General features: G+C 68.8%; 23 protein-coding genes and 2 tRNA genes. 19 read left to right on the forward strand and 6 right to left on the reverse strand.

Annotation, left to right across the window (positions count from 1 at the left end):
- From dnaA to C7H75_RS00065, 13 genes are all read left to right on the forward strand, one after another.
- Complete coding sequence (gene dnaA, locus C7H75_RS00005; protein ID WP_013414367.1) at positions 1-1,575, forward strand: chromosomal replication initiator protein DnaA; 1,575 nt, start codon at positions 1-3, stop codon at positions 1,573-1,575.
- A gap of 519 nt (positions 1,576-2,094) precedes the next feature.
- Entirely contained in the window at positions 2,095-3,279 is a 1,185-nt protein-coding gene (dnaN, locus tag C7H75_RS00010; protein ID WP_005516611.1) for a DNA polymerase III subunit beta, read from the forward strand.
- Positions 3,280-3,353: 74 nt separating this feature from the next.
- Positions 3,354-4,277: a phosphogluconate dehydrogenase (NAD(+)-dependent, decarboxylating) gene (gnd, locus tag C7H75_RS00015; protein ID WP_106850772.1), complete on the forward strand. Its 924-nt coding sequence runs from the start codon at positions 3,354-3,356 to the stop codon at positions 4,275-4,277.
- Positions 4,277-5,503, forward strand: a complete 1,227-nt coding sequence (recF, locus tag C7H75_RS00020) for a DNA replication/repair protein RecF (RefSeq protein ID WP_013414369.1) — start codon at positions 4,277-4,279, stop codon at positions 5,501-5,503. The genes gnd and recF overlap by 1 nt, the downstream gene beginning before the upstream one ends.
- The gene (locus C7H75_RS00025; protein WP_064059516.1) at positions 5,500-6,051 is read left to right on the forward strand and encodes a DUF721 family protein; all 552 of its coding nucleotides are present in this window, start codon (positions 5,500-5,502) and stop codon (positions 6,049-6,051) included. The genes recF and C7H75_RS00025 overlap by 4 nt, the downstream gene beginning before the upstream one ends.
- 115 nt (positions 6,052-6,166) lie before the next feature.
- Positions 6,167-7,075, forward strand: a complete 909-nt coding sequence (locus C7H75_RS00030; RefSeq protein WP_106850773.1) for a metal-dependent hydrolase — start codon at positions 6,167-6,169, stop codon at positions 7,073-7,075.
- Positions 7,072-8,193 (forward strand): PDR/VanB family oxidoreductase, encoded by a 1,122-nt coding sequence (locus C7H75_RS00035; RefSeq protein WP_064076445.1) that lies wholly within the window; start codon positions 7,072-7,074, stop codon positions 8,191-8,193. The genes C7H75_RS00030 and C7H75_RS00035 overlap by 4 nt, the downstream gene beginning before the upstream one ends.
- Positions 8,194-8,218: 25 nt before the next feature.
- Positions 8,219-9,139 carry an alpha/beta fold hydrolase gene (locus C7H75_RS00040; protein ID WP_013414373.1) on the forward strand — a complete coding sequence of 307 codons (921 nt, stop codon included), beginning with the start codon at positions 8,219-8,221 and terminating at the stop codon, positions 9,137-9,139.
- A 230-nt stretch (positions 9,140-9,369) separates the two neighbouring features.
- Positions 9,370-11,406, forward strand: coding sequence for a DNA topoisomerase (ATP-hydrolyzing) subunit B (gene gyrB / locus C7H75_RS00045; protein ID WP_069855354.1), 2,037 nt, complete (start codon positions 9,370-9,372; stop codon positions 11,404-11,406).
- A gap of 98 nt (positions 11,407-11,504) precedes the next feature.
- Positions 11,505-14,024 (forward strand): DNA gyrase subunit A, encoded by a 2,520-nt coding sequence (gene gyrA, locus C7H75_RS00050; RefSeq protein ID WP_005516595.1) that lies wholly within the window; start codon positions 11,505-11,507, stop codon positions 14,022-14,024.
- Entirely contained in the window at positions 14,025-15,089 is a 1,065-nt protein-coding gene (locus C7H75_RS00055) for a DUF3566 domain-containing protein (RefSeq protein ID WP_106850774.1), read from the forward strand. It abuts the gene before it with no gap.
- Positions 15,090-15,164: 75 nt separating this feature from the next.
- A tRNA-Ile gene (locus tag C7H75_RS00060) sits at positions 15,165-15,238 on the forward strand.
- A 165-nt stretch (positions 15,239-15,403) separates the two neighbouring features.
- Positions 15,404-15,476: transfer RNA gene (locus tag C7H75_RS00065), tRNA-Ala, on the forward strand.
- Positions 15,477-15,649: 173 nt separating this feature from the next.
- Here C7H75_RS00065 and C7H75_RS00070 read toward each other — a convergent pair.
- A complete protein-coding gene (locus C7H75_RS00070; protein ID WP_005516589.1) occupies positions 15,650-16,024 on the reverse strand; it encodes a nuclear transport factor 2 family protein in 375 nt (124 codons plus the stop codon).
- Between the two features lie 602 nt (positions 16,025-16,626).
- Here C7H75_RS00070 and C7H75_RS00075 point away from each other — a divergent pair.
- On the forward strand, positions 16,627-17,898 hold the full coding sequence (locus tag C7H75_RS00075) for a TetR/AcrR family transcriptional regulator (RefSeq protein WP_106850775.1): 1,272 nt from the start codon (positions 16,627-16,629) through the stop codon (positions 17,896-17,898).
- A gap of 34 nt (positions 17,899-17,932) precedes the next feature.
- Positions 17,933-19,192 (forward strand): lipase family protein, encoded by a 1,260-nt coding sequence (locus tag C7H75_RS00080; RefSeq protein WP_106850776.1) that lies wholly within the window; start codon positions 17,933-17,935, stop codon positions 19,190-19,192.
- 3 nt (positions 19,193-19,195) lie between these two features.
- On the opposite strand, the gene C7H75_RS25595 is transcribed toward C7H75_RS00080, so the two are convergent.
- Positions 19,196-19,375 carry a hypothetical protein gene (locus C7H75_RS25595; RefSeq protein WP_037084784.1) on the reverse strand — a complete coding sequence of 60 codons (180 nt, stop codon included), beginning with the start codon at positions 19,373-19,375 and terminating at the stop codon, positions 19,196-19,198.
- A gap of 58 nt (positions 19,376-19,433) precedes the next feature.
- Here C7H75_RS25595 and C7H75_RS00085 point away from each other — a divergent pair, with 58 nt between their 5' ends.
- Both C7H75_RS00085 and C7H75_RS00090 read left to right on the forward strand, forming a co-directional pair.
- The gene (locus tag C7H75_RS00085; protein WP_013414380.1) at positions 19,434-19,955 is read left to right on the forward strand and encodes a peptidylprolyl isomerase; all 522 of its coding nucleotides are present in this window, start codon (positions 19,434-19,436) and stop codon (positions 19,953-19,955) included.
- A gap of 10 nt (positions 19,956-19,965) precedes the next feature.
- On the forward strand, positions 19,966-20,931 hold the full coding sequence (locus tag C7H75_RS00090) for a rhomboid family intramembrane serine protease (RefSeq protein WP_013414381.1): 966 nt from the start codon (positions 19,966-19,968) through the stop codon (positions 20,929-20,931).
- A gap of 4 nt (positions 20,932-20,935) precedes the next feature.
- On the opposite strand, the gene C7H75_RS00095 is transcribed toward C7H75_RS00090, so the two are convergent.
- The gene (locus C7H75_RS00095) at positions 20,936-21,406 is read right to left on the reverse strand and encodes a PH domain-containing protein (protein WP_013414382.1); all 471 of its coding nucleotides are present in this window, start codon (positions 21,404-21,406) and stop codon (positions 20,936-20,938) included.
- 107 nt (positions 21,407-21,513) lie between these two features.
- Positions 21,514-21,777, reverse strand: coding sequence for a cell division protein CrgA (gene crgA / locus C7H75_RS00100; protein ID WP_005516576.1), 264 nt, complete (start codon positions 21,775-21,777; stop codon positions 21,514-21,516).
- Between the two features lie 156 nt (positions 21,778-21,933).
- Between crgA and C7H75_RS00105 the strand changes: the two genes are divergently transcribed.
- On the forward strand, positions 21,934-22,698 hold the full coding sequence (locus tag C7H75_RS00105) for a DUF881 domain-containing protein (RefSeq protein WP_005516575.1): 765 nt from the start codon (positions 21,934-21,936) through the stop codon (positions 22,696-22,698).
- 31 nt (positions 22,699-22,729) lie between these two features.
- Positions 22,730-23,395 carry an aminodeoxychorismate/anthranilate synthase component II gene (locus C7H75_RS00110; RefSeq protein ID WP_005516573.1) on the forward strand — a complete coding sequence of 222 codons (666 nt, stop codon included), beginning with the start codon at positions 22,730-22,732 and terminating at the stop codon, positions 23,393-23,395.
- A 24-nt stretch (positions 23,396-23,419) separates the two neighbouring features.
- Here the strand turns inward: C7H75_RS00110 and pknB are convergent, their stop codons facing one another.
- Positions 23,420-25,351 carry a Stk1 family PASTA domain-containing Ser/Thr kinase gene (gene pknB / locus C7H75_RS00115; protein ID WP_005516571.1) on the reverse strand — a complete coding sequence of 644 codons (1,932 nt, stop codon included), beginning with the start codon at positions 25,349-25,351 and terminating at the stop codon, positions 23,420-23,422.
- Positions 25,348-26,715 (reverse strand): serine/threonine-protein kinase, encoded by a 1,368-nt coding sequence (locus tag C7H75_RS00120; protein ID WP_084844079.1) that lies wholly within the window; start codon positions 26,713-26,715, stop codon positions 25,348-25,350. The genes pknB and C7H75_RS00120 overlap by 4 nt, the downstream gene beginning before the upstream one ends.
- Positions 26,716-26,718: the final 3 nt, after the last annotated feature.

Consider the following 26,718-nt stretch of genomic DNA (forward strand, 5'->3'; position numbering starts at 1 on the left):
GTGAACGACGATCCGAACGCCTTGGCGAATGTCTGGCGCGACGTCGTTGCCGAACTGACCTCCGACGCATCCGACAGCCCCAAGCTGACGAAAGCGCAGAAGGCCTGGCTCGCCCTCGTTCGACCGCTGACCTATGCGCAGGGCTTCGCGCTGCTGTCGGTCCCGTCGCCTCTCGCTCAGGAAGCGATCGAACGCGACCTGCGGGAGCCGATACTGCGGGCCCTCAACCGTCATCTCGGCCAGAAGGTCGAGGGGCTCGGGGTTCGGATCGCCGCACCGTCCGAGGATCGTGGCGAGGACTCCGGCGACGCCGCGCCTGCGGACGAGACCGACCGCGGAGCCGCACTCGACTTCGCGGACTCGAGTTACCCCGACGGGGCGTCCGCACGCCGCAGGCACCTCACGATGAGCGAGTCCGTGGCCGTCGACCTGGCCGAACACGAGGAAGTCGACGACGACCGGGAGGCGCTCGCGAGCGTCCACGAGTCGTGGCCGTCGTACTTCACGAAGCCGCCGACCGGTCCCTCGACGAGCGCGACCGGCGGCAACAGCCTGAACGCGAAGTACACGTTCGACACGTTCGTCATCGGCGCGTCCAACCGGTTCGCCCACGCAGCCGCGGTCGCGATCGCGGAGGCCCCGGCCCGCGCCTACAACCCGCTGTTCATCTGGGGTGCCTCCGGCCTCGGCAAGACACATCTCCTGCACGCCGCCGGCCACTACGCCCAGCGCCTGTTCCCGGGACTGCGGGTGAAGTACGTCTCCACCGAGGAGTTCACGAACGACTTCATCAACAGTCTTCGTGACGACCGCAAGGTCGCCTTCAAGCGGCGGTACCGCGAGACCGACATCCTGCTGGTCGACGACATCCAGTTCATCGAGGGCAAGGAAGGTATCCAGGAAGAGTTCTTCCACACCTTCAACACCCTGCACAACGCGAACAAGCAGATCGTGGTGTCGTCGGACCGTCCACCCAAGCAGTTGGCGACGCTCGAGGAGCGGCTGCGGACGCGGTTCGAGTGGGGGCTGATCACCGACGTCCAGCCGCCCGAACTGGAGACGCGGATCGCCATCCTGTCGAAGAAGGCACGGATGGATCGGTTGGACGTCCCGCACGACGTCCTCGAGTTGATCGCCAGCCGCATCGAACGCAACATCCGCGAACTCGAGGGTGCGCTGATCCGGGTGACGGCGTTCGCGTCGCTGAACCGCCAGGCGCTCGACCTCAAGCTCGCCGAGGTAGTGCTGCGGGACCTGATGCCCGATTCGGCAGCGCTCGAGATCAACGCGGCGACGATCATGGCCGTCACCGCGGAGTACTTCAACACCTCGATCGACGACCTGTGCGGCCCCGGCAAGGCCCGGCCGCTGGCGCAGGCCCGTCAGATCGCGATGTACCTGTGCCGCGAGCTGACGGACCTGTCGCTGCCCAAGATCGGGCAGACGTTCGGCCGCGACCACACCACGGTCATGTACGCGGACAAGAAGATCCGCAAGGAGATGACCGAGCGCCGCAAGGTGTACGACCAGGTCCAGGAGCTCACCGCCCGGATCAAGCAGCGCTCCAAGAGTTGACGGCCGGTCGCCCCGCACACCCCGCGTCCGCACGGTTCACGCCGTGCGGACGTCGTGTTTCCAGGGGTGACTCGAGACACGAAACCCAAAGGATTAACACCTGTGGATAGGTATGTGTATAAGGTGTAATCGCTGTGGAGAACCGTGGGACAGTTCCGGACATCCTCGAGGTGTCCACAACGTCCCTCGATTCATCCTCGAGTACGTCCTCGAGAAGTCCCCACGCCTCGAGGAAGCCGGACCTGGGGCTTCGAGCGTTCATCCACAGATTCCACAGTGCCTATTACTGTGATTGAAGTCTTCTCGAGAGAAGTTCTTCTAAAACAGGACCTGTGAACATCTCGGCCCAGGCCTCCTGTTCACACCCCGCCTCGAGGTGTCTCGAGACGCGTTCGTCCGCTTTCCAACATGGCGTCCGAACGCTTACGGTGTCCCCTGTCCGCTGTGTCAGACTGCTAGCGCAGCCGTGTGCACTGCGGCCGCCGACCGTCCGCGCCTACCGAGAGGAACACCCGAGCGATGGAGCTTGGAAGTATGAAGTTTCGCGTTGCTCGGGAGGACTTCGCCGACTCCGTCGCCTGGGTCGCGCGCAGCCTGCCGTCCCGGCCGCCCGTCCCCGTCCTCGGCGGTGTGCTGCTGGGTGCGGACGAGCAGGGACTGACGGTCTCCGGCTTCGACTACGAGGTCTCTGCCCAGGTTCGGGTCTCCGCGGAGGTCACGACCACCGGCCAGGTCCTGGTGTCCGGCAAGCTGCTCGCCGACATCACCCGCGCGCTGCCCAACAAGCCGGTCGACGTCACCGTGGACGGCACCCGGGTGCTCATCGCCTGCGGTAGCGCCAAGTTCTCCCTGCCCACGATGCCGGTCGAGGACTACCCGCAGCTGCCGACGCTGCCGCAGCAGACCGGTTCACTGCCGGTGGACCTGTTCTCCGAGGCCGTCAGCCAGGTCGCCGTCGCTGCCGGCAAGGACGACACCCTGCCGATGCTCACCGGCATCCGCGTCGAGATCGAGGGCACCGACGTCGTCCTCGCGGCCACCGACCGATTCCGCCTCGCGGTCCGCAAGCTCGAATGGATGCCCACCGCCGGCGACGTCACGGCCGCGGTGCTGGTGCCGGCCCGCACGCTGTCGGAGTCCGCGAAGACCCTCGGCGGCAACACCCTGTCCCCGGTCGAGCTGGCGCTCGGCGCCGGTGCGTCGGTCGGCACCGAGGGCATGCTCGGCATCGTCGCCGACGGCCGTCGCACCACCACCCGCCTGCTCGACGCCGAGTTCCCCAAGTTCCGTCAGCTGCTGCCGGCCGAGCACACCGCGATGGCCACGGTGACGGTCGCCCCGCTGGTCGACGCGATCAAGCGTGTGGCTCTCGTCGCCGAGCGCGGTGCCCAGGTGCGGCTCGAGTTCAACAGCGAGGGCCTGGTCCTGTCCGCGGGCGGCGACGACGCCGGTCGGGCCGAGGAGGCGCTCGAGGCCGATTTCCAGGGCGAGCCGCTGGTCATCGCGTTCAACCCCGGCTACCTCATCGACGGTCTCAACTCGCTGCACTCCGAGCGCGTCACCTTCGGCTTCACCACCCCGAGCCGTCCCGCGGTGCTGCGTCCGGCCGGCGAGGAAGAGCTCGAGCGCGGCGAGTCCGGGACCTTCGCGGCCCCCGAGAGCGACTACATCTACCTGCTGATGCCGGTGCGGCTCCCGGGCTGATCAACGCCCGCGGCCGGCGCCTTCGGGAAACGGAGCCCAGCTCGAATCACCAACTAGCGGAGGGACATCCCAGGATGCAGCTCGGACTGGTCGGACTCGGCAAGATGGGTTTCAACATGCGCACCCGGCTGCGCGAACGCGGCCACGAGGTGGTGGGCTTCGATCCGCGGCCCGAGGTCACCGACGTGCCCTCCCTCGCGGACCTGGCGACTGCGCTCACGGCGCCCCGGGTGATGTGGGTCATGGTGCCGGCGGGTGAGATCACCCGCAGCACGATCAGCGAGCTGGCGTCCGTGCTCGAGCCCGGTGACCTGGTGATCGACGGTGGCAATTCCCGCTACACGGACGACCGCGGCCACGCCGACCTCCTCGGCGGCCGGGGCATCGGCTACCTCGATTGCGGTGTCTCCGGAGGCATCTGGGGTCTCACGGAGGGTTACGGACTGATGGTGGGCGGCGCGGAGGCCGACGTCGCGCGGGCGATGCCGATCTTCGACGCCCTGTGTCCCGAGGGCGAGCGTGCCGGCGGATTCGTGCACGCCGGACCGGTCGGCGCCGGACATTACGCCAAGATGGTGCACAACGGTGTCGAATACGGGCTGATGCAGGCGTACGCCGAGGGCTACGAACTGCTCGAGGCCGAGGACCTCGTCACCGACGTGCAGGGCGTCCTGCAGGCGTGGACGCACGGCACCGTGGTGCGCTCGTGGCTGCTCGAGCTGTTGGCGAAGGCGCTCGCCGAGGATCCGGAATTCGCCGAGATCTCCGGTTACACCGAGGATTCCGGCGAGGGCCGGTGGACGGTGCAGGAAGCACTGGACCACGCGGTGCCCGCCCCGGTGATCTCCGCTGCCCTGTTCGCGCGGTTCGCCTCGCGTCAGGCCGATTCACCCGCGATGAAGGCCGTTTCGGCACTGCGCAACCAGTTCGGCGGGCACGCCGTCCGGCCGGCCGGGCAATCCGGCGTCGTCCCGCCGTCCGGACAGTCGGGAACCTAGTGTTCGTCCGCAAGTTCTCCCTCCGCGACTTCCGCTCGTGGGACGCCGTCACCGTCGATCTCGAGCCCGGGTGCACCGTCTTCGTCGGACGCAACGGCCACGGCAAGACCAATCTGCTCGAAGCCCTCGGCTATCTGTCGACGTTGTCGTCGCACCGGGTCTCCAGCGATGCGCCGCTGATCCGGGCGGGCGCCCCGCAGGCCTACGCGGGCGCGCTGATCGCCAACCACGGGCGCGAACTGGGCATCGACATCGAGATCAACGACGGAAGGGCCAACCGCGCCAGGATCAACCAGTCCCCGGCGCGGCGGCCGCGGGAGATCGTCGGGATCCTGCAGACCGTGTTGTTCGCACCCGAGGACCTGTCGCTGGTGCGGGGGGACCCCGGAGACCGGCGGCGCTTCCTCGACGAACTGCTCACCGCACGGCGTCCGCGGATGGCCGGGGTCCGAGCCGACTACGACAAGGTGCTGCGGCAGCGCTCGGCGCTGCTCAAGACGGCAGGCGGAGCGCTCCGGCGCGGCGCCCGATCGTCGGATGGCGCGAGTGCTCTTGCCACCCTGGATATCTGGGACGGTCACCTGGCGGCACACGGAGCGCAACTGCTCGCGTCGCGGCTGCGGTTGGTGCACGACCTGGCGCCGCACCTGGTGGCCTCCTACCGGTCGCTGGCGCCGGAGTCACGTCCGGCCTCGGTGCGCTACAAGAGCAGCCTCGGAACCTCGCTACCGCCCGAATTGCTCGACCCGACAAGGGAACCCGATCCCGACGACGTCGAGTTGCTGGAAGTGAGCTTCCTGAACGAGCTGTCGGAGATGCGGCAGCGCGAGATCGAACGCGGAGTGTGCCTGGTGGGCCCGCACCGCGACGACCTGGAACTGATCCTCGGCGATCAGCCCGCAAAAGGCTTTGCCAGTCACGGTGAATCGTGGTCGTTTGCGCTGTCGATGCGGTTGGGGGCGTTCTTCCTGCTGCGGGACGACGGCAGCGACCCGGTCCTGATGCTCGACGACGTGTTCGCCGAACTGGACCGCAAGCGCCGGGCCGCTCTCGCGGGCGTGGCGGCCCAGGCCGAACAGGTCCTCATCACCGCGGCGGTCGCCGAGGACGTGCCGGCCGAGCTGTCGGCGACGCGCTTCGGCGTCGAGGCGCACGACACCGAGCGGGGGCGGCTCTCGCAGCTCACCGCTCTCGGCCGAATCAGCACGACGGGAGGAGACCGATGACCGGCGAACAGTCCGAGTCGCAGCCGGAGCCCGAACTCAAGGGCGTCGACCTCGCCCGGCGGGCGCTCGAGGAGGCCCGCGCGGCGGCGAAGGCGAACGGCAAGGCGGTGGGACAGGGGAGGAAGTCTCCGCGCGGCGGGGTCCGCGCGCTGCGGTCGCGTCGGCGTTCCTGGTCGGGTGCCGGACCGGACGACCGGGACCCGCAGCCGTTCGGTGCCCTGGTGAGCGCGGTGTCGAAGCAGCGCGGCTGGTCGACGCAGGTGTCGGAGGGCACGGTGCTGGGCCGCTGGGCCGATGTCGTCGGCCCGGACATCGCGTCGCACGCCGAGCCGACGGGGCTGCGGGACGGTGTGCTCAGCGTGTCGGCGGAGTCCACCGCGTGGGCGACGCAGCTGCGGATGATGCAGGCGCAGATCCTCGCGAAGATCGCGGCGGCGGTGGGGCACGGCGTCGTGAAGTCGCTGCGCATCACCGGCCCCACCGCGCCGAGCTGGCGCAAGGGCGAACGGCACATCTCGGGCCGGGGCCCACGGGACACGTACGGCTGACCCCTGGATTTACCTATTACCGGGTGTTACATTTACGGCTACTTCGTCGAGTGAACTGGGTCACGACGCCGCCGGCTCGAGGCGGGTCCGGCCTACACGAGTAGCTGGAGCAGTCATGTCGGTCACCTCCACAGCGCGCCCCACCGGGATCGAACCGGATCACATCCTGTTGCAGGCCCGGGACGTCGAATTCGACTGGTCGGACCTGCCGATGCACTGGATGCCGGGCGATCCGTTCACCACGCACGTCCTCAACGTCCTGCACCTGTTGCTGCCCGCCGGGGAGGAATGGTTCGTCGCCACCTACAAGGAGGCGCTGCCGCTGATCGAGGACGAGAAGCTGCGCGAGGACGTCGTCGGGTTCATCGGCCAGGAGGCGATGCACGCGGGCGCCCACACCGGCGTCCTCGAGCACTTGAAGTCCAACGGACTCGACCCCACGCCGTACACCGACCAGATGCACTGGGCGTTCCGAAAGTTGCTGGGTCCCAAGCCTCTCTCCGGTCGACGCGCGCAGAATCACCTGATCGAGCGGCTCGCGATCATCGCCGCCGTCGAGCACATCACCGCCTTCCTCGGCGACTGGGTCCTCAACGCCGACGGCCTCGACCGCGCCGGCATCCATCCGACCATGCTGGACCTGCTGCGCTGGCACGGCGCCGAGGAGGTGGAGCACCGCAGTGTCGCGTACGACGTCATGCGGTACTTCGACAAGCGCGAGTCGCGGCGGATCCGCACCCAGCTGATCGTGACGCCGATGATCGTGTGGCTGTGGGTGCGCGGCACCCGCTTCCTGATGCGCAACGATCCCGAACTGCGGAACTGGGCGCCCAGCCGGCGGCGTCCGCACTACTCCGACTTCCGTGCCGCCGGCCAACGCGGAACCCTGCCCACTGCAATGGAATTGGGCAAGCGCATGTCGACATACTTCCGGCGCGACTACCTCCCCGGCAAGGAGGGGTCGACGGCGCAGGCGGTGGCGTACCTGGCCTCGTCGCCCGCGGCCCGGGCGGCGGCCCGGTGAGGCTGCCCCGCGTCCGCGACCTGGTCACGCGCCGGGAGGAACTGACGCGGCCGGCGCCCCCGGCCGATTTGCAGGGGCGCGACCGGCCCGATCGCGCGATGACGATCGTCGAGGCCGTCGCCGACAAGTACCTGCGGGTGCTCACGGCGTACGACTACGACCCGGTCGTCGCCGGTCACAACCCGGACACCGCGATGACACTGATCGTCACCGAACGCACGATCGTCGCGGAGGACGAGAACGTCGCGGCGTTGACGTTCGCCGCGGTCGACGGCGGGGAACTGCCCGCGTGGCAGCCCGGGTGTCACCTCGACTTCCATCTGCCGTCCGGGCGCCGTCGCCAGTACTCGCTGTGCGGTGACCCCGCCGATCGGCGCCACTACCGGATCGCAGTGCGCTCCATACCGGACGGCGGCGGTGGCTCGATCGAGATGCACGGGCTGGCACCGGGCACCACCGTCACCGTCCGCGGTCCCCGCAACGGTTTCCCCTTCGTGCCCGCGGGCAGCGCGCTGTTCGTCGCCGGCGGCATCGGCATCACCCCGATCGTCGCGATGGTGCGTGCGGCCCGTGCCGCCGGAATGGATTGGCATTTCGTGTATTCCGGACGATCCCGGGAATCGATGCCGTTCCTGGACGAGATCGCGACGTGGGAAGCCGAACGGGTGTTCGTCCGGCCCGACGACGAGTTCGGCCTGCCCGGTGCCGCCGACCTGCTCGGCCGCGCGCCGGCCGGCGGCGCGGTGTACTGCTGCGGTCCCACTCCGATGCTCGACGCCGTCCGTACCGGCTTCGCCGACACCGACGCCGTCGCACTGCACTTCGAGCGGTTCGGGCCGCCGCCGGTGCTCGGCGGGGCACCGTTCGAGGTCCAGTTGGTGAGCACCGGCGAGGTGCTCGCGGTGCCCGCCGACGAGTCCGCGCTCGAGGTGATCCGGGAGCGGCAACCCGGCGTCGGGTACTCGTGCCGGCAGGGCTTCTGCGGTACCTGCAAGGTGCGGGTGCTGTCCGGCACACCGGACCACCGCGAGAACCGGCTCACACCCCAGGAACGGGAGGACCACATGCTGATCTGCGTCTCCCGGGCCGACGGTGGCCGACTGATCCTCGATCTCTGAAAACGGTTGACCGGAAGGAACTTCCATGAGTGCGCATCCAGAACCGCGGATCGTCGCGCGCGACGACGTCCGGCTCGCGGTGTACGAGCAGGGCAACCCGGCCGGCGAGACCCTGGTGCTGGTGCACGGCTGGCCCGACACCCACGACCTGTGGCGGCACGTGATCCCGCACCTGGCGGACCGGTTCCGGATCGTCAGCTACGACACCCGCGGGGCGGGCGCCAGCACCTCCCCGGCCCCGGTGTCGGCCTACGCGCTGCCCGAACTGGCGCGCGACCTGTTCGCGGTGATCGACGCGGTCAGCCCCGACGTCCCGGTGCACGTGCTCGCGCACGACTGGGGCGCGGTGGAGACGTGGGAGGCGGTGTGTGAGCCCGGCGCGGGGGAGCGGATCGCGTCGTACACGTCGATCTCGGGACCGAACCTCGACCACCTCGGGGCGTGGATGCGGCGCCGGCTCGCGCAGCGACGTCCCGCCGGCCCGCTCGCCCAGGCGGTGGCGTCGGGCTACACGGTGCTGTTCCAGATCCCCGTCGTCGGCACGCTGCCGTTCCGTCTGGGGCTGTGGCGGATCTGGCCGACCTTCCTGAAGTTCTTCGACCGCTTGGACCCGGCGCTCGTGCAACCCGCGCCGACGTTGCGTGCGGACATGATCACCGGCCTCAAGCGCTACCGGGCCAACATCCGGCCGCGGCTGCGCAGCCCGCGCGAGCGCCGCACCGACGTCCCCGTCCAGCTGATCCTCAACCGGCGTGATCTCGCGGTCCGCCCGGTCGGGTACGAGGACACCGAACGGTGGGTTTCCGACCTGCGCCGCAGCGAGCTGCCCGCGGGGCACTGGTCACCGATCTCCCACGGCCGCGACGTCGCGCGGCTGACGGCGGCGTTCGTGGACGATCTCCGCGCCGGGACTGCACCGGAGGGTGAGGCGGCCGGTTCCGCGTAGGGTTTCACCCTTCCGGGGCCGAGAAAATTCGTCTGTGAGGCAATCAGGGCTGTGTTAGGTGCCTTGTATGTCGGTGCGGACACGTAAGATGGTCGGGTAACTAGCGGCGAATCTCGACACACCGCTCGCGGTGCCTCGTTGTGCGTGGTTGCCAGAACCAGGGCCACCCTCTTTCGAAGCGCTGTGTAGAGCCGTGTCGGCACAGTACGGAGAAGGAGAGCTACCCACCCGTGGCTGCCCAGAAGTCAGACAAGAGCAACACATACGGCGCTTCCTCCATCACCGTCCTCGAGGGACTGGAAGCTGTCCGCAAGCGTCCCGGTATGTACATCGGTTCCACCGGTGAACGCGGCCTGCACCACCTGATCTGGGAGGTCGTCGACAACTCGGTCGACGAGGCGATGGCCGGCTACGCGAGCAAGGTCGAGGTGACCATGCTCGAGGACGGTGGCATCCAGGTCGTCGACGACGGTCGTGGCATCCCGGTCGCGATGCACGCCTCGGGCGCCCCCACCGTCGAGGTCGTCATGACCCAGCTGCACGCGGGCGGCAAGTTCGACTCCGACGCCTACGCGGTGTCCGGCGGTCTGCACGGCGTCGGCATCTCCGTCGTCAACGCGCTGTCGACCAAGGTCGAGGTCGACATCAACGTCGACGGTTACCGCTGGTCGCAGACCTACGAGCACGCCAAGCCCGGTCCGCTCGTGCAGGGCGAGCCCACGACCGATACCGGCACCACCGTCCGGTTCTGGGCGGATCCGGAGATCTTCGAGACCACCACCTACAACTTCGAGACGGTCGCGCGCCGCCTGCAGGAGATGGCGTTCCTCAACAAGGGCCTCACCATCACCCTCACGGACGAGCGAGTCGCCGAGGACGAGGTCACCGACGACGTCGTCCCCGTCACGGCCGAGGCGCCCAAGACGGCCACCGAGACCGAGGAGGAGGCCGCGGCGCCGAAGGCCCCGAAGGTCAAGTCCCGCGTCTACCACTACCCGGGCGGCCTCGAGGACTACGTGCGGTTCATCAACCGCACCAAGCAGGCGATCCACAACTCGGTCGTCGGTTTCACCGCCAAGGGCACCGGCCACGAGCTCGAGATCGCGATGCAGTGGAACTCCGGCTATTCGGAGTCGGTGCACACCTTCGCCAACACCATCAACACCCACGAGGGCGGCACCCACGAGGAGGGCTTCCGCGCGGCGCTCACCTCGGTCGTGAAGAAGTACGCGAAGGACAAGAAGCTCGTCAAGGACAAGGATCCGGAGCTCACCGGCGACGACATCCGCGAGGGCCTGGCCGCGATCATCTCCGTGAAGGTCGCCGAGCCGCAGTTCGAGGGCCAGACCAAGACCAAGCTCGGCAACACCGAGGTCAAGTCGTTCGTGCAGAAGGCCTGCAACGAGAACATCGCGCACTGGTTCGAGGCGAACCCCGCGGACGCCAAGACCATCGTCACCAAGGCAGTGTCGTCGGCGCAGGCCCGCACCGCGGCCCGCAAGGCCCGCGAACTGGTCCGCCGCAAGAGCGCCACCGACATCGGCGGCCTGCCCGGCAAGCTCGCCGACTGCCGCTCCAACGACCCGAGCAAGTGCGAGATCTACATCGTGGAGGGCGACTCCGCAGGTGGCTCGGCCAAGTCCGGCCGCGACTCGATGTACCAGGCGATCCTGCCGCTGCGTGGCAAGATCATCAACGTCGAGAAGGCCCGCATCGACCGCGTCCTCAAGAACGCCGAGGTCCAGTCGATCATCACCGCGTTCGGCACCGGCATCCACGACGAGTTCGACATCAGCAAGCTGCGCTACCACAAGATCGTGCTGATGGCCGACGCCGACGTCGACGGCCAGCACATCGCGACGCTGCTGCTCACGCTGCTGTTCCGGTTCATGCGTCCGCTCGTCGAGCAGGGTCACGTGTACCTGGCGCAGCCGCCGCTCTACAAGCTCAAGTGGCAGAAGGGCGCGGCCCCCGACTTCGCGTACTCCGACCGTGAGCGTGACGGTCTGCTCGAGGCCGGTCTGGCCGCGGGCAAGAAGATCAACAAGGACGACGGCATCCAGCGCTACAAGGGTCTGGGCGAGATGAACGCCAAGGAACTGTGGGAGACCACCATGGATCCGAGCGTGCGTGTCCTGCGTCAGGTCACCCTCGACGACGCGGCCGCGGCGGACGAGCTGTTCAGCGTGCTCATGGGCGAGGACGTCGAGGCGCGCCGCAGCTTCATCACCCGCAACGCCAAGGACGTCCGCTTCCTCGACGTGTAGGCACCTGCGGCGCCTGTGCGCCTTTCCGGTGGTGGGGACTACCGAAAAGGCGCACGGGCCGCGGAGCGGCCTAATACTTTTCACCAGAAAGCGAGCTCATGACCGACACGACGTTGCCCCCCGAGGAACCGTCGCACGACCGGATCGAACCGGTCGACATCCAGCAGGAGATGCAGTCCAGCTACATCGATTACGCGATGAGCGTGATCGTGGGCCGCGCGCTGCCCGACGTGCGCGACGGCCTCAAGCCTGTGCACCGCCGCGTGCTGTACGCGATGTACGACAACGGTTACCGTCCGGACCGCGGCTACGTGAAGTCCGCGCGCCCGGTCGCCGACACCATGGGTAACTACCACCCGCACGGCGACAGCTCCATCTACGACACCCTCGTGCGCATGGCGCAGCCGTGGTCGCTGCGCTACCCGCTCGTCGACGGCCAGGGCAACTTCGGTTCCCGCGGCAACGACGGCGCGGCCGCGATGCGTTACACCGAGTGCCGGATGACGCCGCTGGCCATGGAGATGGTCCGCGAGATCGACCACGACACAGTCGATTTCGTCCCGAACTACGACGGCAAGACGCAGGAGCCGACGGTCCTGCCGAGCCGGATCCCGAACCTGCTCGTCAACGGTTCCGGCGGCATCGCCGTCGGTATGGCCACCAACATCCCGCCGCACAACCTGCGCGAGGTCGCCGAGGCCATCTACTGGGCGCTCGACAACCACGAGGCCGACGAGGAAGCCACCCTCGAGGCCGTCATGGAACGGGTCAAGGGACCGGACTTCCCGACCTCCGGCCTCATCGTCGGCGGCCAGGGCATCCAGGACGCCTACCGCACCGGACGCGGGTCGATCCGCATGCGCGGTGTCGTCGAGATCGAGGAGTCCGATCGCGGCTCCACCCAGATCGTCATCACCGAGCTGCCGTACCAGGTCAACCCGGACAACCTGATCACCTCGATCGCCGAGCAGGTGCGCGACGGCAAGATCGCCGGCATCTCCAAGATCGAGGACCAGTCGTCCGACCGCGTGGGCATGCGCATCGTCGTCGTCATCAAGCGTGACGCCGTCGCGAAGGTCGTGCTCAACAACCTCTACAAGCACTCGCAGCTGCAGACCAGCTTCGGCGCGAACATGCTGTCGATCGTCGACGGCGTCCCGCGCACCCTGCGTCTGGACCAGATGATCCGCTACTACGTGGCGCATCAGCTCGAGGTCATCATCCGGCGCACCCGGTACCTGCTGCGCAAGGCCGAGGAGCGGGCCCACATCCTGCGCGGCCTGGTCAAGGCCCTCGACGCCCTCGACGAGGTCATCGCGCTGATCCGTTCGTCGCAGACCGTCGACGTCGCACGCACCGGCCTGATGGACCTGCTCACCGTCGACGAGATCCAGGCCGACGCGATCCTCGCGATGCAGCTGCGGCGCCTGGCCGCGCTCGAGCGCCAGAAGATCATCGACGAGTTGGCCGAGATCGAGCGCGAGATCGCCGATCTCAAGGACATCCTCGAGAAGCCCGAGCGGCAGCGTCAGATCGTCAAGGACGAGCTGTCCGAGATCGTCGAGAAGTACGGCGACGACCGCCGCACCCGGATCATCGCCGCCGACGGCGACGTCACCGACGAGGACCTCATCGCCCGCGAGGACGTGGTCGTCACGATCACCGAGACCGGCTACGCCAAGCGGACCCGGACCGATCTGTACCGGTCGCAGAAGCGCGGCGGCAAGGGCGTCAAGGGCGCGGAGCTCAAGCAGGAAGACATCGTCAAGAACTTCTTCGTCTGCTCCACCCACGACTGGCTGCTGTTCTTCACCACCAAGGGCCGGGTGTACCGGGCCAAGGCGTACGAGCTGCCCGAGGCCAACCGCACCGCGCGCGGTCAGCACGTGGCGAACCTGTTGGCGTTCCAGCCGGACGAGAAGATCCAGAGCATCATCCACATCAAGTCGTACGAGGACGCGCCCTACCTGGTGCTGGCCACCCGCAACGGCCTGGTGAAGAAGTCCCGGCTCGCCGACTTCGACTCCAACCGCAGCGGCGGCATCGTCGCGATCAACCTGCGCGACGAGGACGAGCTGGTGGGTGCCGTGCTGTGCTCGTCGGACGACGACCTGCTGCTCGTCTCCGCCAAGGGCCAGTCGATCCGCTTCGCCGCGACCGACGAGGCGTTGCGACCGATGGGCCGCGCCACGTCCGGCGTGCAGGGCATGCGGTTCAACCAGGACGACGAACTGCTGTCGCTCAATGTGGTTCGTGAGGGCACGTACCTGCTGGTGGCGACGTCGGGCGGTTACGCCAAGCGCACCCCCATCGAGGACTACGTCGCACAGGGTCGCGGTGGAAAGGGTGTTCTCACCATCCAGTACGACCCGAAACGTGGCACCCTGGTCGGTGCGGTCATCGTCGACGACGACGACGAGCTGTACGCGATCACGTCGGGCGGCGGTGTCATTCGGACCGCGGCCAAGCAGGTTCGCAAGGCCGGCCGCCAGACGAAGGGCGTGCGGTTGATGAACCTCGGCGAGGGCGACACCCTGCTGGCGATCGCACGCAACGCGGACGAACCCGAGGAGGGCGCTGCAGGTGCTGCGGGTTCCGATGGAGCGAAGGAGTCCTAGTTGAGCACTCCCCACGAGCCCGGCGACGGCAAGCAGCAGTCTTCGCCGCCCTCGGCCGCCGACAAGCGGCCGGGGGCGGCGGGGACGCCCGCGAAGCCGGGGAAGCCCGAGCGACCGGCGCAGAAGTCGTCTCCGGGCCCGCAGGGAAACGGCCAGGGCGCCCCCGCGGCGCCCGCGGCCGGTAAGCCCGGCAAGGGTTCGCCGGCCCCGCAGCCTGGTGCCGGGACGAAACCCGCCGCGGGTGCGAAGCCGAAGGATGCTGCCGCGTCCACCCCCGAACGGGGCGCGGACGGGGCGAAGCCGGATCCCAAGCCGGTACAGACGCCGCCGTGGCAGCGGGGACAGCAGCAGAAGGCGCCGGCGCAGGGTCCCAACGGATCCGCGCGGCCGGAAGCCCCCGGCAAGCCGCCGGCCAAGGCTCAACCGGCGCGGCCCGTCGTCACGGGCACGGCGGCCCCCAAACCGCCGCAGGGTGACGGTCGACCCGCGCGCCCTGTGGTCACGGGCACGGCGGCCCCCAAGCCGCCCGCCGCGGACCGTCGGGACGTCGCCAAGGCCAAGGCCGCGGCCATCGACGGCCCCACGCGCAGCATCGCGCGCACCGATCTGGCCAAGGACATGCCCGACCTGTCCGCGGTCCCGCGGCAGCGGCCCGCGTCCGGTTCTGCGCGCAAGGCGGCCCTGACTGCCGCCGTGACGGAGGACGGCGAGCCGCTGCGGGCCACGGTCCAGCTCCGCCGGATCGACCCGTGGTCGACTCTCAAGGTGTCGCTGGTGATCTCGGTGGCGCTGTTCTTCGTGTGGATGGTGGCGGTCGGTCTGCTGTACCTCGTGCTCGACGGCATGGGGGTGTGGGACCGGTTGAACAACGCGTTCACCGAGTTCACCACCGACTCGAGCGGCGGTGGCCTCGTGACCTCCGGGCAGGTCTTCGGCTACTCGGCACTGGTCGGTGTGATGAATGTGGTGCTCTTCACAGCCCTCGCAACGATCGGTTCGTTCATCTACAACCTGTGCTCCGACCTGGTCGGCGGCGTCCAGGTCACCCTCGCCGACCCCGACTGACCAGGCGAAACAGTGCCCCGCCGGACCCGTTTTGGTGTACGGCGCCACGGTGGGGTACTGTTCTGCCTGGTTCGAGGGCCTATAGCTCAGGCGGTTAGAGCGCTTCGCTGATAACGAAGAGGTCGGAGGTTCAAGTCCTCCTAGGCCCACTCCCACGTGCCGACGAAGGGTCACCGACATGAAGGTCGTCCTGTTCGCAGGAGCCGGATTGCTGGTGGCTCTCGGCCTCGCCAAGCTGCTGAAGAAGCGGCGCGGCGCGGATGTCTGGCACGAGGTCACAAACCACTGATTCCGGTCACGGAAGCGGTGCAAACGGGGCCTTAGCTCAGTTGGTAGAGCGCTGCCTTTGCAAGGCAGATGTCAGGAGTTCGAATCTCCTAGGCTCCACATTCGAAAGACGCCATCCCGGTCGGGACGGCGTCTTTCTGCTTGTGTGGGTAGGTGTCGGGGCAGGAACGACGCCGCGCGCGAAACCACGCCCCGCGCGAGCGATCGCCCGCGGGACGCGAAGCTGCGCGCAGCCGCGCCCAGGGGCCGGTCAGGGCCGCTCCGGGGCCGGCTCAGCCGGTGATCATGTCCTCCTGACCCCACACGGCGCGCATGCTCAGGATCTTGCCGTCGTCGTCGAACTCCATGATGTCGATCGGGGCGATCTCGATGGTCTGGTCGCCCATCTTGGTGACCAGACGGAAGTGGAAAGCGGCGGTGTTCGCGGCGATGCGCAGCGTCACCAGCTCGGCCTCCTGATCGAAGGGCTCGATGATCGCGTAGAACTCGTGGATCGACTCGCGCGTCGTCCGGACGGGGGTGCCCACGGGATCCTCGACGGTGGCGCCCTCCGCGTACAGGGCGAGGACGTCGTCGGCGGTACCGGTGGCGACGGCCTTGATGTAGCTCTCGACGGTGTTGCGGATGCTCTCGGGTGACGCGGCCATGCTGCTCCTCCAAAGTAGAACCTGTTTCAGGCGCGAGGGTATCCCAGCGACGGCGCCGCGCGGAAGGAATCCGGCACTCGTATCGAGGAGCGACGACGTGTGCGGCCACCGCGTCGAGCAACCTCACGGCGGGATGAGAGCGAGGGTGAACGTGCCGCGTGTCGATTCGGCGGCCCCGTTGGAAACCGGTGATGCTCAACGGCTTCTGAAAGCTGCCCGGAACGCGCTGGTCGTGGCCGTCAAATTGCACGCAGGTACATTCCGAGTAAAACGGTTACACGAACGTCCGTTTGGCGCTGAAATAGCTTCGTGGGTGTCGACGATCTGATGCGCGGAGCGCTGTGGAAGCCCTCCGGTGTCGTAGTGCTGCCGCGGGTGCGGGCGGGGGCAGCGGTGCCTGCACCGGTGACCGCGACGGTCGCGCGGCGGAACTCCGCCGTCCGATGGTTACGAGCCGCGGCCGGTGTTCGGCTAGGGATGCCGTTGCAACCGCCGTACGCTGGTGTCGATCTCGGGGACGTTCGGGGGCGTCGAGATCGAGCCGGGAGCGTGGCGCGGAATTTCGGCCGTTCCGGCGAGAAACAGGTTTCCGAACAGGGGGAATGGCAGTGAGTCGAACTGGTAGACAAGCAATTTCGGACGGCAGAACCAAGCAGGCCGAGAGGTCCGGTAAGCGCACGGAGATTCTCGGGGCGGCGTCGGAACTGTTCGCGGCCAAGGGGTACACCGGCACTTCGATGCGCGACATCGCAAGTGCCACGGGCATGCTGGCCGGCAGCCTCTACTACCACTTCGAGTCGAAGGAAGCGCTCGCGGCGACGATGGTGGCCGACCTCCGCGACGACATCCTGGCGGCGACCCAGCAGGAGGCGGATCCGTCGGACACGCCGATCGAGGCTCTCCGCCGGTTCGCGAACGCGGTCGCCGACGCGTCGGCTCGTCATCCCGGTGCGCTGCAGGTGTGCCTCGGTATCCCGGAGACCCAGGATCCGGAGTTGGCGGCGCTGCTGGAGGCCGAACCACGGTGGTCGGACCGCAAGTGGCAGGCACTGGTGAAGTCCACGGAGGACGCGGGCTTCCTGCGCCCCGAGGTGGACACGCGCATCCTTCGGGAGGTACTCCGTGTCGCGACCACGCACAGCGCCACCCTCGCGCCGACGGGTTTCTCGGCGCGCAAGGTGGTGAACTGCACGGTCGACCTCATGTTCGCCGGGCTGTCGAGCAAGCCCGCCGACGGCGATCTCTGCGACTCGGCACCCGCGAAGGTGGCCCGCAAGGTGATCGCGTCGTGGGATCGCGCCGACCAGGTGAGCCTGTCGGACCGGCAGGACCGCATCCTCGACGCTGCGCGGGTGGTGTTCGCGGAGAAGGGTTTCGACGCGACGACGACCCGCGACATCGCGAACGCGGTCGGTCTCACCCAGGGCAGCCTCTACCACCATTTCGAGTCCCGCGAGGCCATCCTCGTCGCCGTCCTGCAGATCTTCTCGGCTCGGATGCGCGACGCGCACGAGGCGATCGGTGAGGCGGGTGGGACACCCCTCGAGACCGTGGACGCGCTGATCCGGATGCGGAGCGCGGCGGGCAAGCGGTTCGCCGACGAGGTCACCATCCTCAAGTCGTGGGCGATGCTCACCAGCAAGGAGAACTACGACTTCCTGAAGATCGACGGCCGGAAGGTGCTGCGCGTGTGGGACCGCGCGTTCGCCGCCGGCGTGCGCGACGGCAGCATCACCATGCCGGGCTCGAGTCGGCTGGTGTTCCAGTGCCTGGGGGAGATCCTGTGGTCGACGCACACCCTGCCGCGGGTGTCGGTCGAACGGTTGACGCGGTACAACCTCGAGACCGTCCTGTGGGGCGCCTCGCCGAAGTAACGGGCAGATCGGGTCACGAACTGGGGAGGTCGGTGTGATCGGAAGGTGGTGTGCCGCAGCGGCGGCAGTGATCGGTGTGGTGGTGGCCGCGAGTCCCGCCGCGTCCGCCGATCCGGAGTTCTACCAACCGCCGCCGGCCCTCCCGGGCCAGGCCGGTGAACTGATCCGGACGGAGCCGCTGCCGTTGGTGTGGCAGCTGGGCAACGTGCCGGCCGCGGCGACACGAATCATGTACCGCAGCAACGATACCCACGACTCGGCGAACGCGGCCACCGGCGTCTTCTTCGATCCGGCCCTGCCGTGGACGGGCCCGGGACCGCGGCCGCTGGTGAGTATGGCGGCGGGCACCCAGGGGCAGGGCGACAAGTGTGCACCCTCCCGCACGATCGGGACGGTGCTGCAGTTCACGCCGCCGTCGGACGTGATCGTCTCCTACGAGGCGGTGTTCGTCGGAGCCCTGCTCTCCCGCGGCATCGCGGTGGTCCTCACCGACCTCGACGGCCTCGGCACCCCGGGCACACACACGTACGTCAACCGGGCGGCGTCGGCGCACGCCGTGCTCGACGCCGCCCGCGCCGCGAAACGCCTGCCCGGCACCGGGATCACCCCGGACGGACCGGTCGCGTTCTGGGGCTACTCGCAAGGTGGCGGGGCATCCGCGGCGGCGGTGGAACTCGCACCCGAGTACGCGCCCGAGCTCGACGTGCGCGGTGCCTTCGCCGGCGCCCCGCCCGCCGATCTCGCGGCGACACTCGACCGGATCGACGGAGCCTCGCTGTCGGGGGCCGTCGGATACACCCTCAACGGTATGGCGCAGAGCTATCCCGAGGTGCGGCCGATGATCGACGCGGAGCTGAACGATCGTGGTCGGCAGTTGCTCGCCGACGTGCAGGACCAGTGCGTGGGGGAGACCCGCCTGCAGTACGGCTTCCAACGCAGCGAGTCCTTCACGCGAACCGGGGAACCGTTGTCGACGGTGCTCGCCCGGTACCCGATCGCGGCGGAGTTGTTCGCCGAGCAGCGGATCGGGAACCGCACCCCGACGGCGCCCGTGCTGATCCAGGCGAGCGTCAACGACGACACGGTTCCGTACGGCCAGGTCCGTCAGCTCGCGAAGGACTGGTGCGGCAAGGGCGCGATGGTGCAGTTGAGCGACAACACCGTGCCGCCCATCAGTCCCGGCACCGGACTCAACCACGCGCTGCCGTATCCGCTCGGCATCGGGGAATCGCTCACCTGGGTGTCGGATCGGTTCGCCGGGGTGCCCGCGCCTAACTCCTGCGGGACGCTGTGAGAGTTACGGGCGCGGATCCGACAGCGACGGCGGCTTCGGGGCCACCGGCGGCATCTCCGGACGGCGGGTGAGCGCGAACACCGCGGCACCCACGGCGGTGACGGCCGCCCCGACACCGATCAGCACACGTCGGCGTCCACCTGCGGACGTCGGGACGGAAGCACTCTTGGTCGCACGCGTCATGGGTCCACTCTTGCACAGCGTGCACACGTGGCCCCGAACGCAATGGCACGATAGGGGGGTGACTTCACAGACTGCTACCGCAACGCTGCACACCAACCGCGGCGACATCAAGATCGCCCTGTTCGGTAACCATGCGCCGAAGACCGTCGAGAACTTCGTCGGCCTGGCGGACGGTTCCAAGGAGTACTCCACCCAGAACGCGAAGGGCGGCGCCTCCGGCCCGTTCTACGACGGCGCGGTCTTCCACCGCGTCATCGACGGCTTCATGATCCAGGGCGGCGACCCGACCGGCACCGGTCGCGGCGGCCCGGGCTACAAGTTCGGTGACGAGTTCCACCCCGAGCTGCAGTTCGACCGCGGCTACCTGCTGGCCATGGCGAACGCCGGCCCGGGCACCAACGGCTCGCAGTTCTTCATCACCGTCGGCCCCACCCCGCATCTGAACCGTCGCCACACGATCTTCGGCGAGGTGCTCGACGAGGAGTCGAAGAAGGTCGTCGACGCCATCGCCACCACCGCGACGGATCGCGCCGACCGCCCGGTCGACGACGTCGTGATCAACAGCATCACCATCGCGTAAGGACTCTCGAATGACGAACCCCGGCTGGGGTGGTGCGGCGAGCGAGGGCACCCCGCCACCTCAGCCGAGGTGCGTGCGTCACCCCGATCGCCCCACTGCCCTCTCCTGCACCCGCTGCGGCCGCCCGGCCTGCCCCGACTGCCTGCGTTCCGCGTCCGTCGGGCACCAGTGCGTCGACTGCATCGCCGCCGACCAGCGGAACACGCCCCAGGCACGCACCGTCGCCGGCGCCCCGGTGCGGTCCCAACTCCCGACGCCCGTCGTCACCTACGTGCTGATCGCACTCAACGTGCTGATCTTCGCGATCACCGCGCTGCAGGCGAAGTCGCTGATGGACAACGGCGGCGGCGTCGTGAACCGGTTCACCGGTGTCGCGACGTTCGACTCGCCGCTGTTCGGCTGGATGGTCCTCGATTCGTCCGCCGTCGCGCAGGGCGAACTGTTCCGGGTGATCGGCAGCGGCTTCCTGCACTTCGGTCTCATCCACTTGGCCGTAAACATGTTCGCGCTGTGGGTGCTGGGTCGCGATACCGAGATCGTACTCGGCCGCAGTCGCTACCTGGCGGTCTACCTGATCTCGCTGCTAGGCGGATCGGCGTCGGCGCTGATGTTCGAATCGCCGTTCGCGTTCACCGCCGGTGCGTCCGGGGCGATCTTCGGCATCATGGGCGCGCAGGCAGTGCTGCTGTTGCGAATGCGCCGCAGCGCCACCCCCGTCCTCACCGTGATCGGCATCAACGTCGTCATCAGCCTGACCGTGCCCGGAATCTCGCTGTGGGGCCACCTCGGCGGTCTCGTCGCCGGTGCCGCGGCGACCGCGGTTCTGGTGTACGCCCCGACGGGTCAGCGGACGCCGGCCGACGTCGCGCGCGCCCGCCAGCTCGGTTGGGCGGGTCTGGCAACCGTCGCCGTCGTGGTGGTCGGACTCATCGCGCTCCGCACCGTGATGCTGCGCGACCAACTGGGCATCGCGTAAAGATTCAGTTCTCCGCCGGCACCAGTCCGTGCACGGCGAGTGCGTCGAAGACGACCACCGGATCGACCCCGAGGTCCCAGCGTCCGAAGATCAGCAGGCGCTCGGTGCCGTCGGGGTCGACGGCGTCGATCTCGAGCATCGGCACCCGCCGGCCCAGCCGGGGGTACGCGACGATCCGGACCCGTTCGATGCTGTCGCGCCTGTAGACCCGTCGCCCGGTGAGCCGGGTGGCCGCGAGCGCGGGCGCGGGACCGTCCTGGACGATCGCCAGCTTGGGACGCTGTCGGCCCCCGAGAAAAGCGAGCACGAACATTCCGAGCGCCGCCAGGACGGCGAGGAAGCGTCCCGGGGCGTCGAGTCCGAGCAGGAGCGCGGCGGCGACCATGACGACGCCGCCCGCGGCCAGCGCGACCACCGCACCCAGTGGTGTGGACCACTCGAGCGACGGACCATGATCGATTTCATCCTCAGGCATGTGTACAACTACCCCTGTTATCCACAGGTGTTATCCACACTGGGGATGAATGACACGTGTGTAATTGGCGGCTGGGGATAACTCGGCTCTCCCGGTGAATATGCAGGTCACCGCCACCGCATCGTCATGATCAAGCCGACGACCATGAATCCGAAGCCGATGAGGAAGTTGTATGCCCCCAGATCGTTCATCCACGAGAGGTTCTCGCCGGCCAAGTAGTACACAATCAGCCACGCCAGTCCGACGAGCATGAAACCGAGCATCACCGAGACGTAAACCGCGCTCGACGGACCGGCCTTCACCTTCACAGGGGTGCGGTTCGCGGGATTGATCGTGTAATCGGTCTTCTTCCGGACCTTCGACTTCGGCATGACGTCCTTGTTTCGTGTGAATGGATAACGCGAGCACGATGCCCGGATCCGTCCGGGCCGCCAGGGTAGATTCGCACCTAACCTGCTGTGAGTACACGCTAACTCAAACCGACGCGGCCAGGACCGATTGTCCGCGGTGAGGAGTGATGATCGAGGGTGTCCGACGTCGGAGACGAGCCGCAGCGCACCCGGCCCCCGTTCGGCTTCTGGTCGATCGCCGTGCTCGTCGTCTGCCTGGTCGCGGGTCTGCTGATCGCCACCACCCGCGAGGTGTCCCACGGCAACGAGATCCGCGCCGCCGACTCCACCCGCCTGTCCGATCTCGTCCGGCAGGCGCAGACCGAGGTGGATCGCGCCGCCCGCACCCGCGACGAGCTGGCCGCCCAGGTCGAGGAACTGCAGGAGACGGCCGCCGGCACCGACACCCGGGTCGCGGAGGTGCTCACCGAGAGCCGGGCGCTCGCGGACGCCGCCGGCCTGACCGAGCTGAGCGGCCGCGGAGTGGTCGTGACCCTGACCGACGCCCCCCGCGACGCCGACGGCAAGTATCCGGCCGGGGCCTCGCCCGACGACCTGGTCGTCCACCAGCAGGACGTGCAGAGCGTGCTCAATGCGCTGTGGGCCGGCGGCGCGGAGGCCGTCGCGATGCAGGACCAGCGCATCGTGAACACGTCGGCGCCGCGCTGCATCGGGAACACCCTGCTGCTGCACGGGCGCACCTACAGCCCCCCGTACGTGGTGACGGCGATCGGTGACCCGGCGCGGCTCGCGGCCACTCTCGCGAACGAACCCGGCATCAAGATGTTCAAGCAGTACGCGGTCCGCTACGGACTCGGCTACACCCAGCAGCAGTCCGACGCCCTCACCGTCCCGGCCTACACCGGGCAGTTGCACACCGAGTACGCGCGACCGGTCGCGTAGCCGCAACGTACTGCGCATTACCCTTCATCTCATGCGCATTCTGGTCGTCGACAACTACGACAGCTTCGTGTTCAACCTGGTGCAGTACCTGGGCCAGCTCGGGACGAACGCCGAAGTGTGGCGCAACGACGATGCGCGACTGACCGGTGACGCCGCGATCGCGGCCGCCGCAGCCGACTTCGACGGCATCCTGCTCAGCCCCGGCCCGGGCACCCCGCAGCGGGCCGGCGCGACGATGCCACTGGTCGGCGCGTGTGCCGAGGCGAAGACCCCATTGCTGGGGGTGTGCCTGGGACATCAGGCGATCGGTGCCGCGTTCGGCGCCACCGTCGACCGTGCCCCGGAACTGCTGCACGGCAAGACCAGCCTGGTCCACCACAACGACGTCGGTGTCCTCGCCGGGCTGCCCGACCCCTTCACAGCCACCCGCTACCACTCGTTGACCGTCCTCGCCGACACCATTCCGGACGAGCTGGAGGTGACGGCCCGCACCGACAGCGGCATCGTGATGGCGATGCGGCACCGTGAGCTGCCCATCCACGGCGTGCAGTTCCACCCCGAGTCGGTGCTGACCCAGGGTGGGCACCGGATGCTCGCGAACTGGCTCGGCGTGTGCGGTCAGGCGCCGAGCGAGACGCTCGTCGCGACCCTCGAAGACGAGGTGGCCCGGTCGCTGGGAGACGCGCTCACGCGCTGACCCCCGACGACCGGGCGACCCGGATCAGCGCGGGATGCCCAGTTCGCCGACGATCACCGTCAGCGGCGCGTTCTTCGCGACGTCGCTGCCCGCGGGCTGCTGCTGTCCGAGGATCTTGCCGACCAGGCTGGCGTCGAGCGTCGACTGACGCGTCTGCGTCAGCTGGTTGGACGATCCGGTCCACCCGGCCTTGCGCAGGGCCTCGACGGCCTGCGACACCGACATCTCGGTGAGGTCGGGCATCGTGAACTGCTTGCCGTTGGACACCTGCACGGTGATGACGTCGCCCTTCGCGGCGGTGGACCCACCCGACGGGGAGGTCGAGATGACCTGTCCCTCGGGCTTGCTCGAGTCGACGGTCGCGACCTGGACCTTGAAGCCGACACCCTCGATGTTGGGCTGCGCGACGTCGATCGTCTGCCCGATCACGTTCGGGATCCGCACCTGTTCGGGTCCGGAGCCCAGCGTGATCGACACCGTGGAGTCCAGGTTGATCTTCGCTCCCGACGACGGGTCCTGCGCGGTCACCTTGTCGAGCTGCGCCGGATCCGACGGGGCCCGATCGACTTCAGGGGCGAGACGCAGCCCGACGGCGTTGAGCGCCTGCGCGGCCTCGTCCTGCGAGAGCCCCGCCAGCTTCGGCACCTGCACCTGCTCCGGGCCCGACGACACCTGCAGGGTGACCGTGCTCTTCTCGCTCACCGACGACCCCGCCGACGGCGTGGTCGCGATGACGTTGCCCTCCGCGACCACCGCGTCCGGGCGGGTCTGGATGCTCGTGTCGAGGTTCATCCCCCGCAGCTGCGCCTCCGCGGCCTGCGCGGTCAGCCCGGCGACGTTCGGCACCTCGACCTTCGCCGGGTTCGACACCAGCGACCAGATGAATGCGCCGATGATGCCGACCACGACCAACGCCGCGACCGAGAGCATCGTGTTGCGGGCGGTGTTGCTCTTCTTGGCCGGCGCCGCGGCGGGGACGGCCACCGGGGCGGCGGTCGCCGTCGACGTGCGCGCGGGTTCGGGGCGGTACCCCGAACCGGTGCCCGCGCCGCTGTCCACGGGGCCGAACATCGTGGTGCGGTCCTCGTCGGACATCACCATCGGCGCACTCGGACGTTGCCCGCCCAGCACCCGCACCAGGTCGCTGCGCATCTCGGCGGCGCTCTGGTACCGGTTGGCGGGGTTCTTGCTCATTGCCTTGAGGATCACCGAGTCCAGCGCCGGCGGCACCGCCGGATTCACCTGCGAAGGCTGCTTCGGGTCCTCCCGGACGTGCTGGTAGGCCACGGCCACCGGGGAATCGCCCTTGAACGGCGGCTCGCCGGTGAGCACCTCGTACAGCACACAGCCCAGCGAGTAGACGTCCGAGCGGGCATCCACCTGCTCGCCGCGCGCCTGCTCCGGCGACAGGTACTGCGCCGTGCCGATCACCGCCGCGGTCTGCGTCATCGGGCTCGAGCTGTCCGAGATCGCCCGCGCGATACCGAAGTCCATCACCTTCACCGCACCCGCGCGGTTGATCATGATGTTGGCGGGCTTCATGTCGCGGTGCACGATGCCGTTGCGATGACTGAAGTCCAGCGCCGCGCAGACGTCGGCGATGACCTCCATGGCCCGTCGCGGCTGCAGCGGGCCCTCGGTGCGGATGATGTCGCGCAGCGTGTCCCCGTCGACGTACTCCATCACGATGTACGGCAGCGGGCCGGCGTCGGTCTCGGCCTCCCCGGTGTCGTACACCGCGACGATCGCCGGATGGTTCAGCGCGGCCGCGTTCTGCGCCTCCCGGCGGAACCGCAGATAGAACGTGGGATCGCGGGCCAGATCCGCGCGCAGCACCTTGATCGCCACGTCGCGGCTCAGCCGTAGGTCCCGACCCAGGTGCACCTCGGACATACCGCCGAAGCCGAGAATCTCACCCAGCTCGTACCGGGAGGAGAGATTGCGCGGTGTCGTCATGGCTGTCCTTGCGTGGCCGTGGTGGTCGTGGTCTCGGCCGTGGTTGTGGTCGTGGTCGGCGGGGTGGTCGTGGTCGTCGTCGTCCGCGGCGGGGTGGTCGTCGTGGTCGTCGGCGGCTCGGTCGTGGTGGTCGTCGTGGTCGGCGGCACCGTCGTCGTGGTGGTGGTCGTCGGCGGCACCGTCGTGGTCGTCGTCCGCGGCGGAGTCGTCCGAGTGGTCGTCACCGGGGTCTTGGACGTCGTCGTCACCGCGGGCGGCGTCGACGGACCGTCCGATCCGCCGCCGAACAGCAACAGTCCCAGGGCGACGATCGCCGCCAGGGCGAGCAGGCCACCGCCGGCCCACGCGACCGCCTTCTGGCCGCTGCTCCAACCACCGCCCCGACCGTCGTCGTCGGTAGCGTCACCACCGTTGTCGCCGTCGAAGCTGCGTTGCTGCTGCGTCGACATCATCGCCGTCGCGGCGGGCGCGGCCACCGGCGGGACCATCCGTGACGCCGCGGTCGGCACCCGTCCCGGCGGCGGCGGTCGATGTCCCGCGCGCACCGCGGCGACCGCGTCCGCGAACTCGCCGCCGTTGGCGTAGCGGCCGGCCGGATCCTTGGTGAGCGTGATGTCGATCAGTTCGCGGATCGGCGCGGGCAGGTCGGCCGGCATCGGCTCGGGCGGTTCCTGCACGTGCTTCATCGCCACCGTCAGGGTGCCGCCGCCGCCGAACGGCCGCCGGCCCGACAGCGCCTCGTAGCCGACGACGCCGAGCGAGTACACGTCGCTGGCGGCGGTCGCCTCCTGGCCCAGGGCCTGCTCCGGGGCGATGTACTGCGCGGTGCCCATCACCATGCCGGTCCGGGTCACCGGCGACGCGTCGACTGCCTTCGCGATACCGAAGTCGGTGATCTTCACCTGCCCCGTCGGGGTGATGAGGATGTTGCCGGGCTTGACGTCGCGGTGCACCACGCCCGCCGAGTGCGCGGCCTGCAGGGCGCGTCCGGTCTGCTCGAGCATGTCCAGCGCATGCGGAATCGACAGGCGACCGACGCGGGCGAGCACCGCGTTGAGCGGCTCCCCGGCCACCAACTCCATCACCAGGTAGGCGAGGTTGGCGCCGGCCTCGTCGCGGGTCTCGCCGTAGTCGTACACCCCGGCGATGCCCGGATGGTTCAGTTGCGCGGTGGTGCGGGCCTCGATCCGGAACCGCTCGACGAACTCGGGATCGGACGAGAACTCGGCCTTGAGCACCTTCACCGCGACCCGGCGGTCCAGACGGCTGTCGGTCGCCTCCCACACCTGGCCCATGCCGCCGGTCGCGATCAGCCGCTGCAGGCGGTAGCGGCCGCCGATCACCGACCCGTTCGTCAACGACATGCC

Origin of the sequence: Rhodococcus (subgen. Prescottella) equi, from assembly GCF_003013675.1 — a bacterium.
GTDB classification, from domain to species: domain Bacteria; phylum Actinomycetota; class Actinomycetes; order Mycobacteriales; family Mycobacteriaceae; genus Prescottella; species Prescottella equi.

Bases quoted from the DNA above. Each gene is read 5' to 3' on its own strand.
- dnaN (WP_005516611.1), top strand. From the start codon at position 2,095: ATGGAGCTTGGAAGTATGAAGTTTCGCGTTGCTCGGGAGGACTTCGCC.
- gnd (WP_106850772.1), top strand. From the start codon at position 3,354: ATGCAGCTCGGACTGGTCGGACTCGGCAAGATGGGTTTCAACATGCGC.
- C7H75_RS00025 (WP_064059516.1), top strand. From the start codon at position 5,500: ATGACCGGCGAACAGTCCGAGTCGCAGCCGGAGCCCGAACTCAAGGGC.
- C7H75_RS00030 (WP_106850773.1), top strand. From the start codon at position 6,167: ATGTCGGTCACCTCCACAGCGCGCCCCACCGGGATCGAACCGGATCAC.
- C7H75_RS00040 (WP_013414373.1), top strand. From the start codon at position 8,219: ATGAGTGCGCATCCAGAACCGCGGATCGTCGCGCGCGACGACGTCCGG.
- gyrA (WP_005516595.1), top strand. From the start codon at position 11,505: ATGACCGACACGACGTTGCCCCCCGAGGAACCGTCGCACGACCGGATC.
- C7H75_RS00070 (WP_005516589.1), bottom strand. From the start codon at position 16,024: ATGGCCGCGTCACCCGAGAGCATCCGCAACACCGTCGAGAGCTACATC.
- C7H75_RS00075 (WP_106850775.1), top strand. From the start codon at position 16,627: ATGGCAGTGAGTCGAACTGGTAGACAAGCAATTTCGGACGGCAGAACC.
- C7H75_RS25595 (WP_037084784.1), bottom strand. From the start codon at position 19,375: ATGACGCGTGCGACCAAGAGTGCTTCCGTCCCGACGTCCGCAGGTGGA.
- C7H75_RS00090 (WP_013414381.1), top strand. From the start codon at position 19,966: ATGACGAACCCCGGCTGGGGTGGTGCGGCGAGCGAGGGCACCCCGCCA.
- C7H75_RS00095 (WP_013414382.1), bottom strand. From the start codon at position 21,406: ATGCCTGAGGATGAAATCGATCATGGTCCGTCGCTCGAGTGGTCCACA.
- crgA (WP_005516576.1), bottom strand. From the start codon at position 21,777: ATGCCGAAGTCGAAGGTCCGGAAGAAGACCGATTACACGATCAATCCC.
- C7H75_RS00110 (WP_005516573.1), top strand. From the start codon at position 22,730: ATGCGCATTCTGGTCGTCGACAACTACGACAGCTTCGTGTTCAACCTG.
- pknB (WP_005516571.1), bottom strand. From the start codon at position 25,351: ATGACGACACCGCGCAATCTCTCCTCCCGGTACGAGCTGGGTGAGATT.
- C7H75_RS00120 (WP_084844079.1), bottom strand. From the start codon at position 26,715: ATGTCGTTGACGAACGGGTCGGTGATCGGCGGCCGCTACCGCCTGCAG.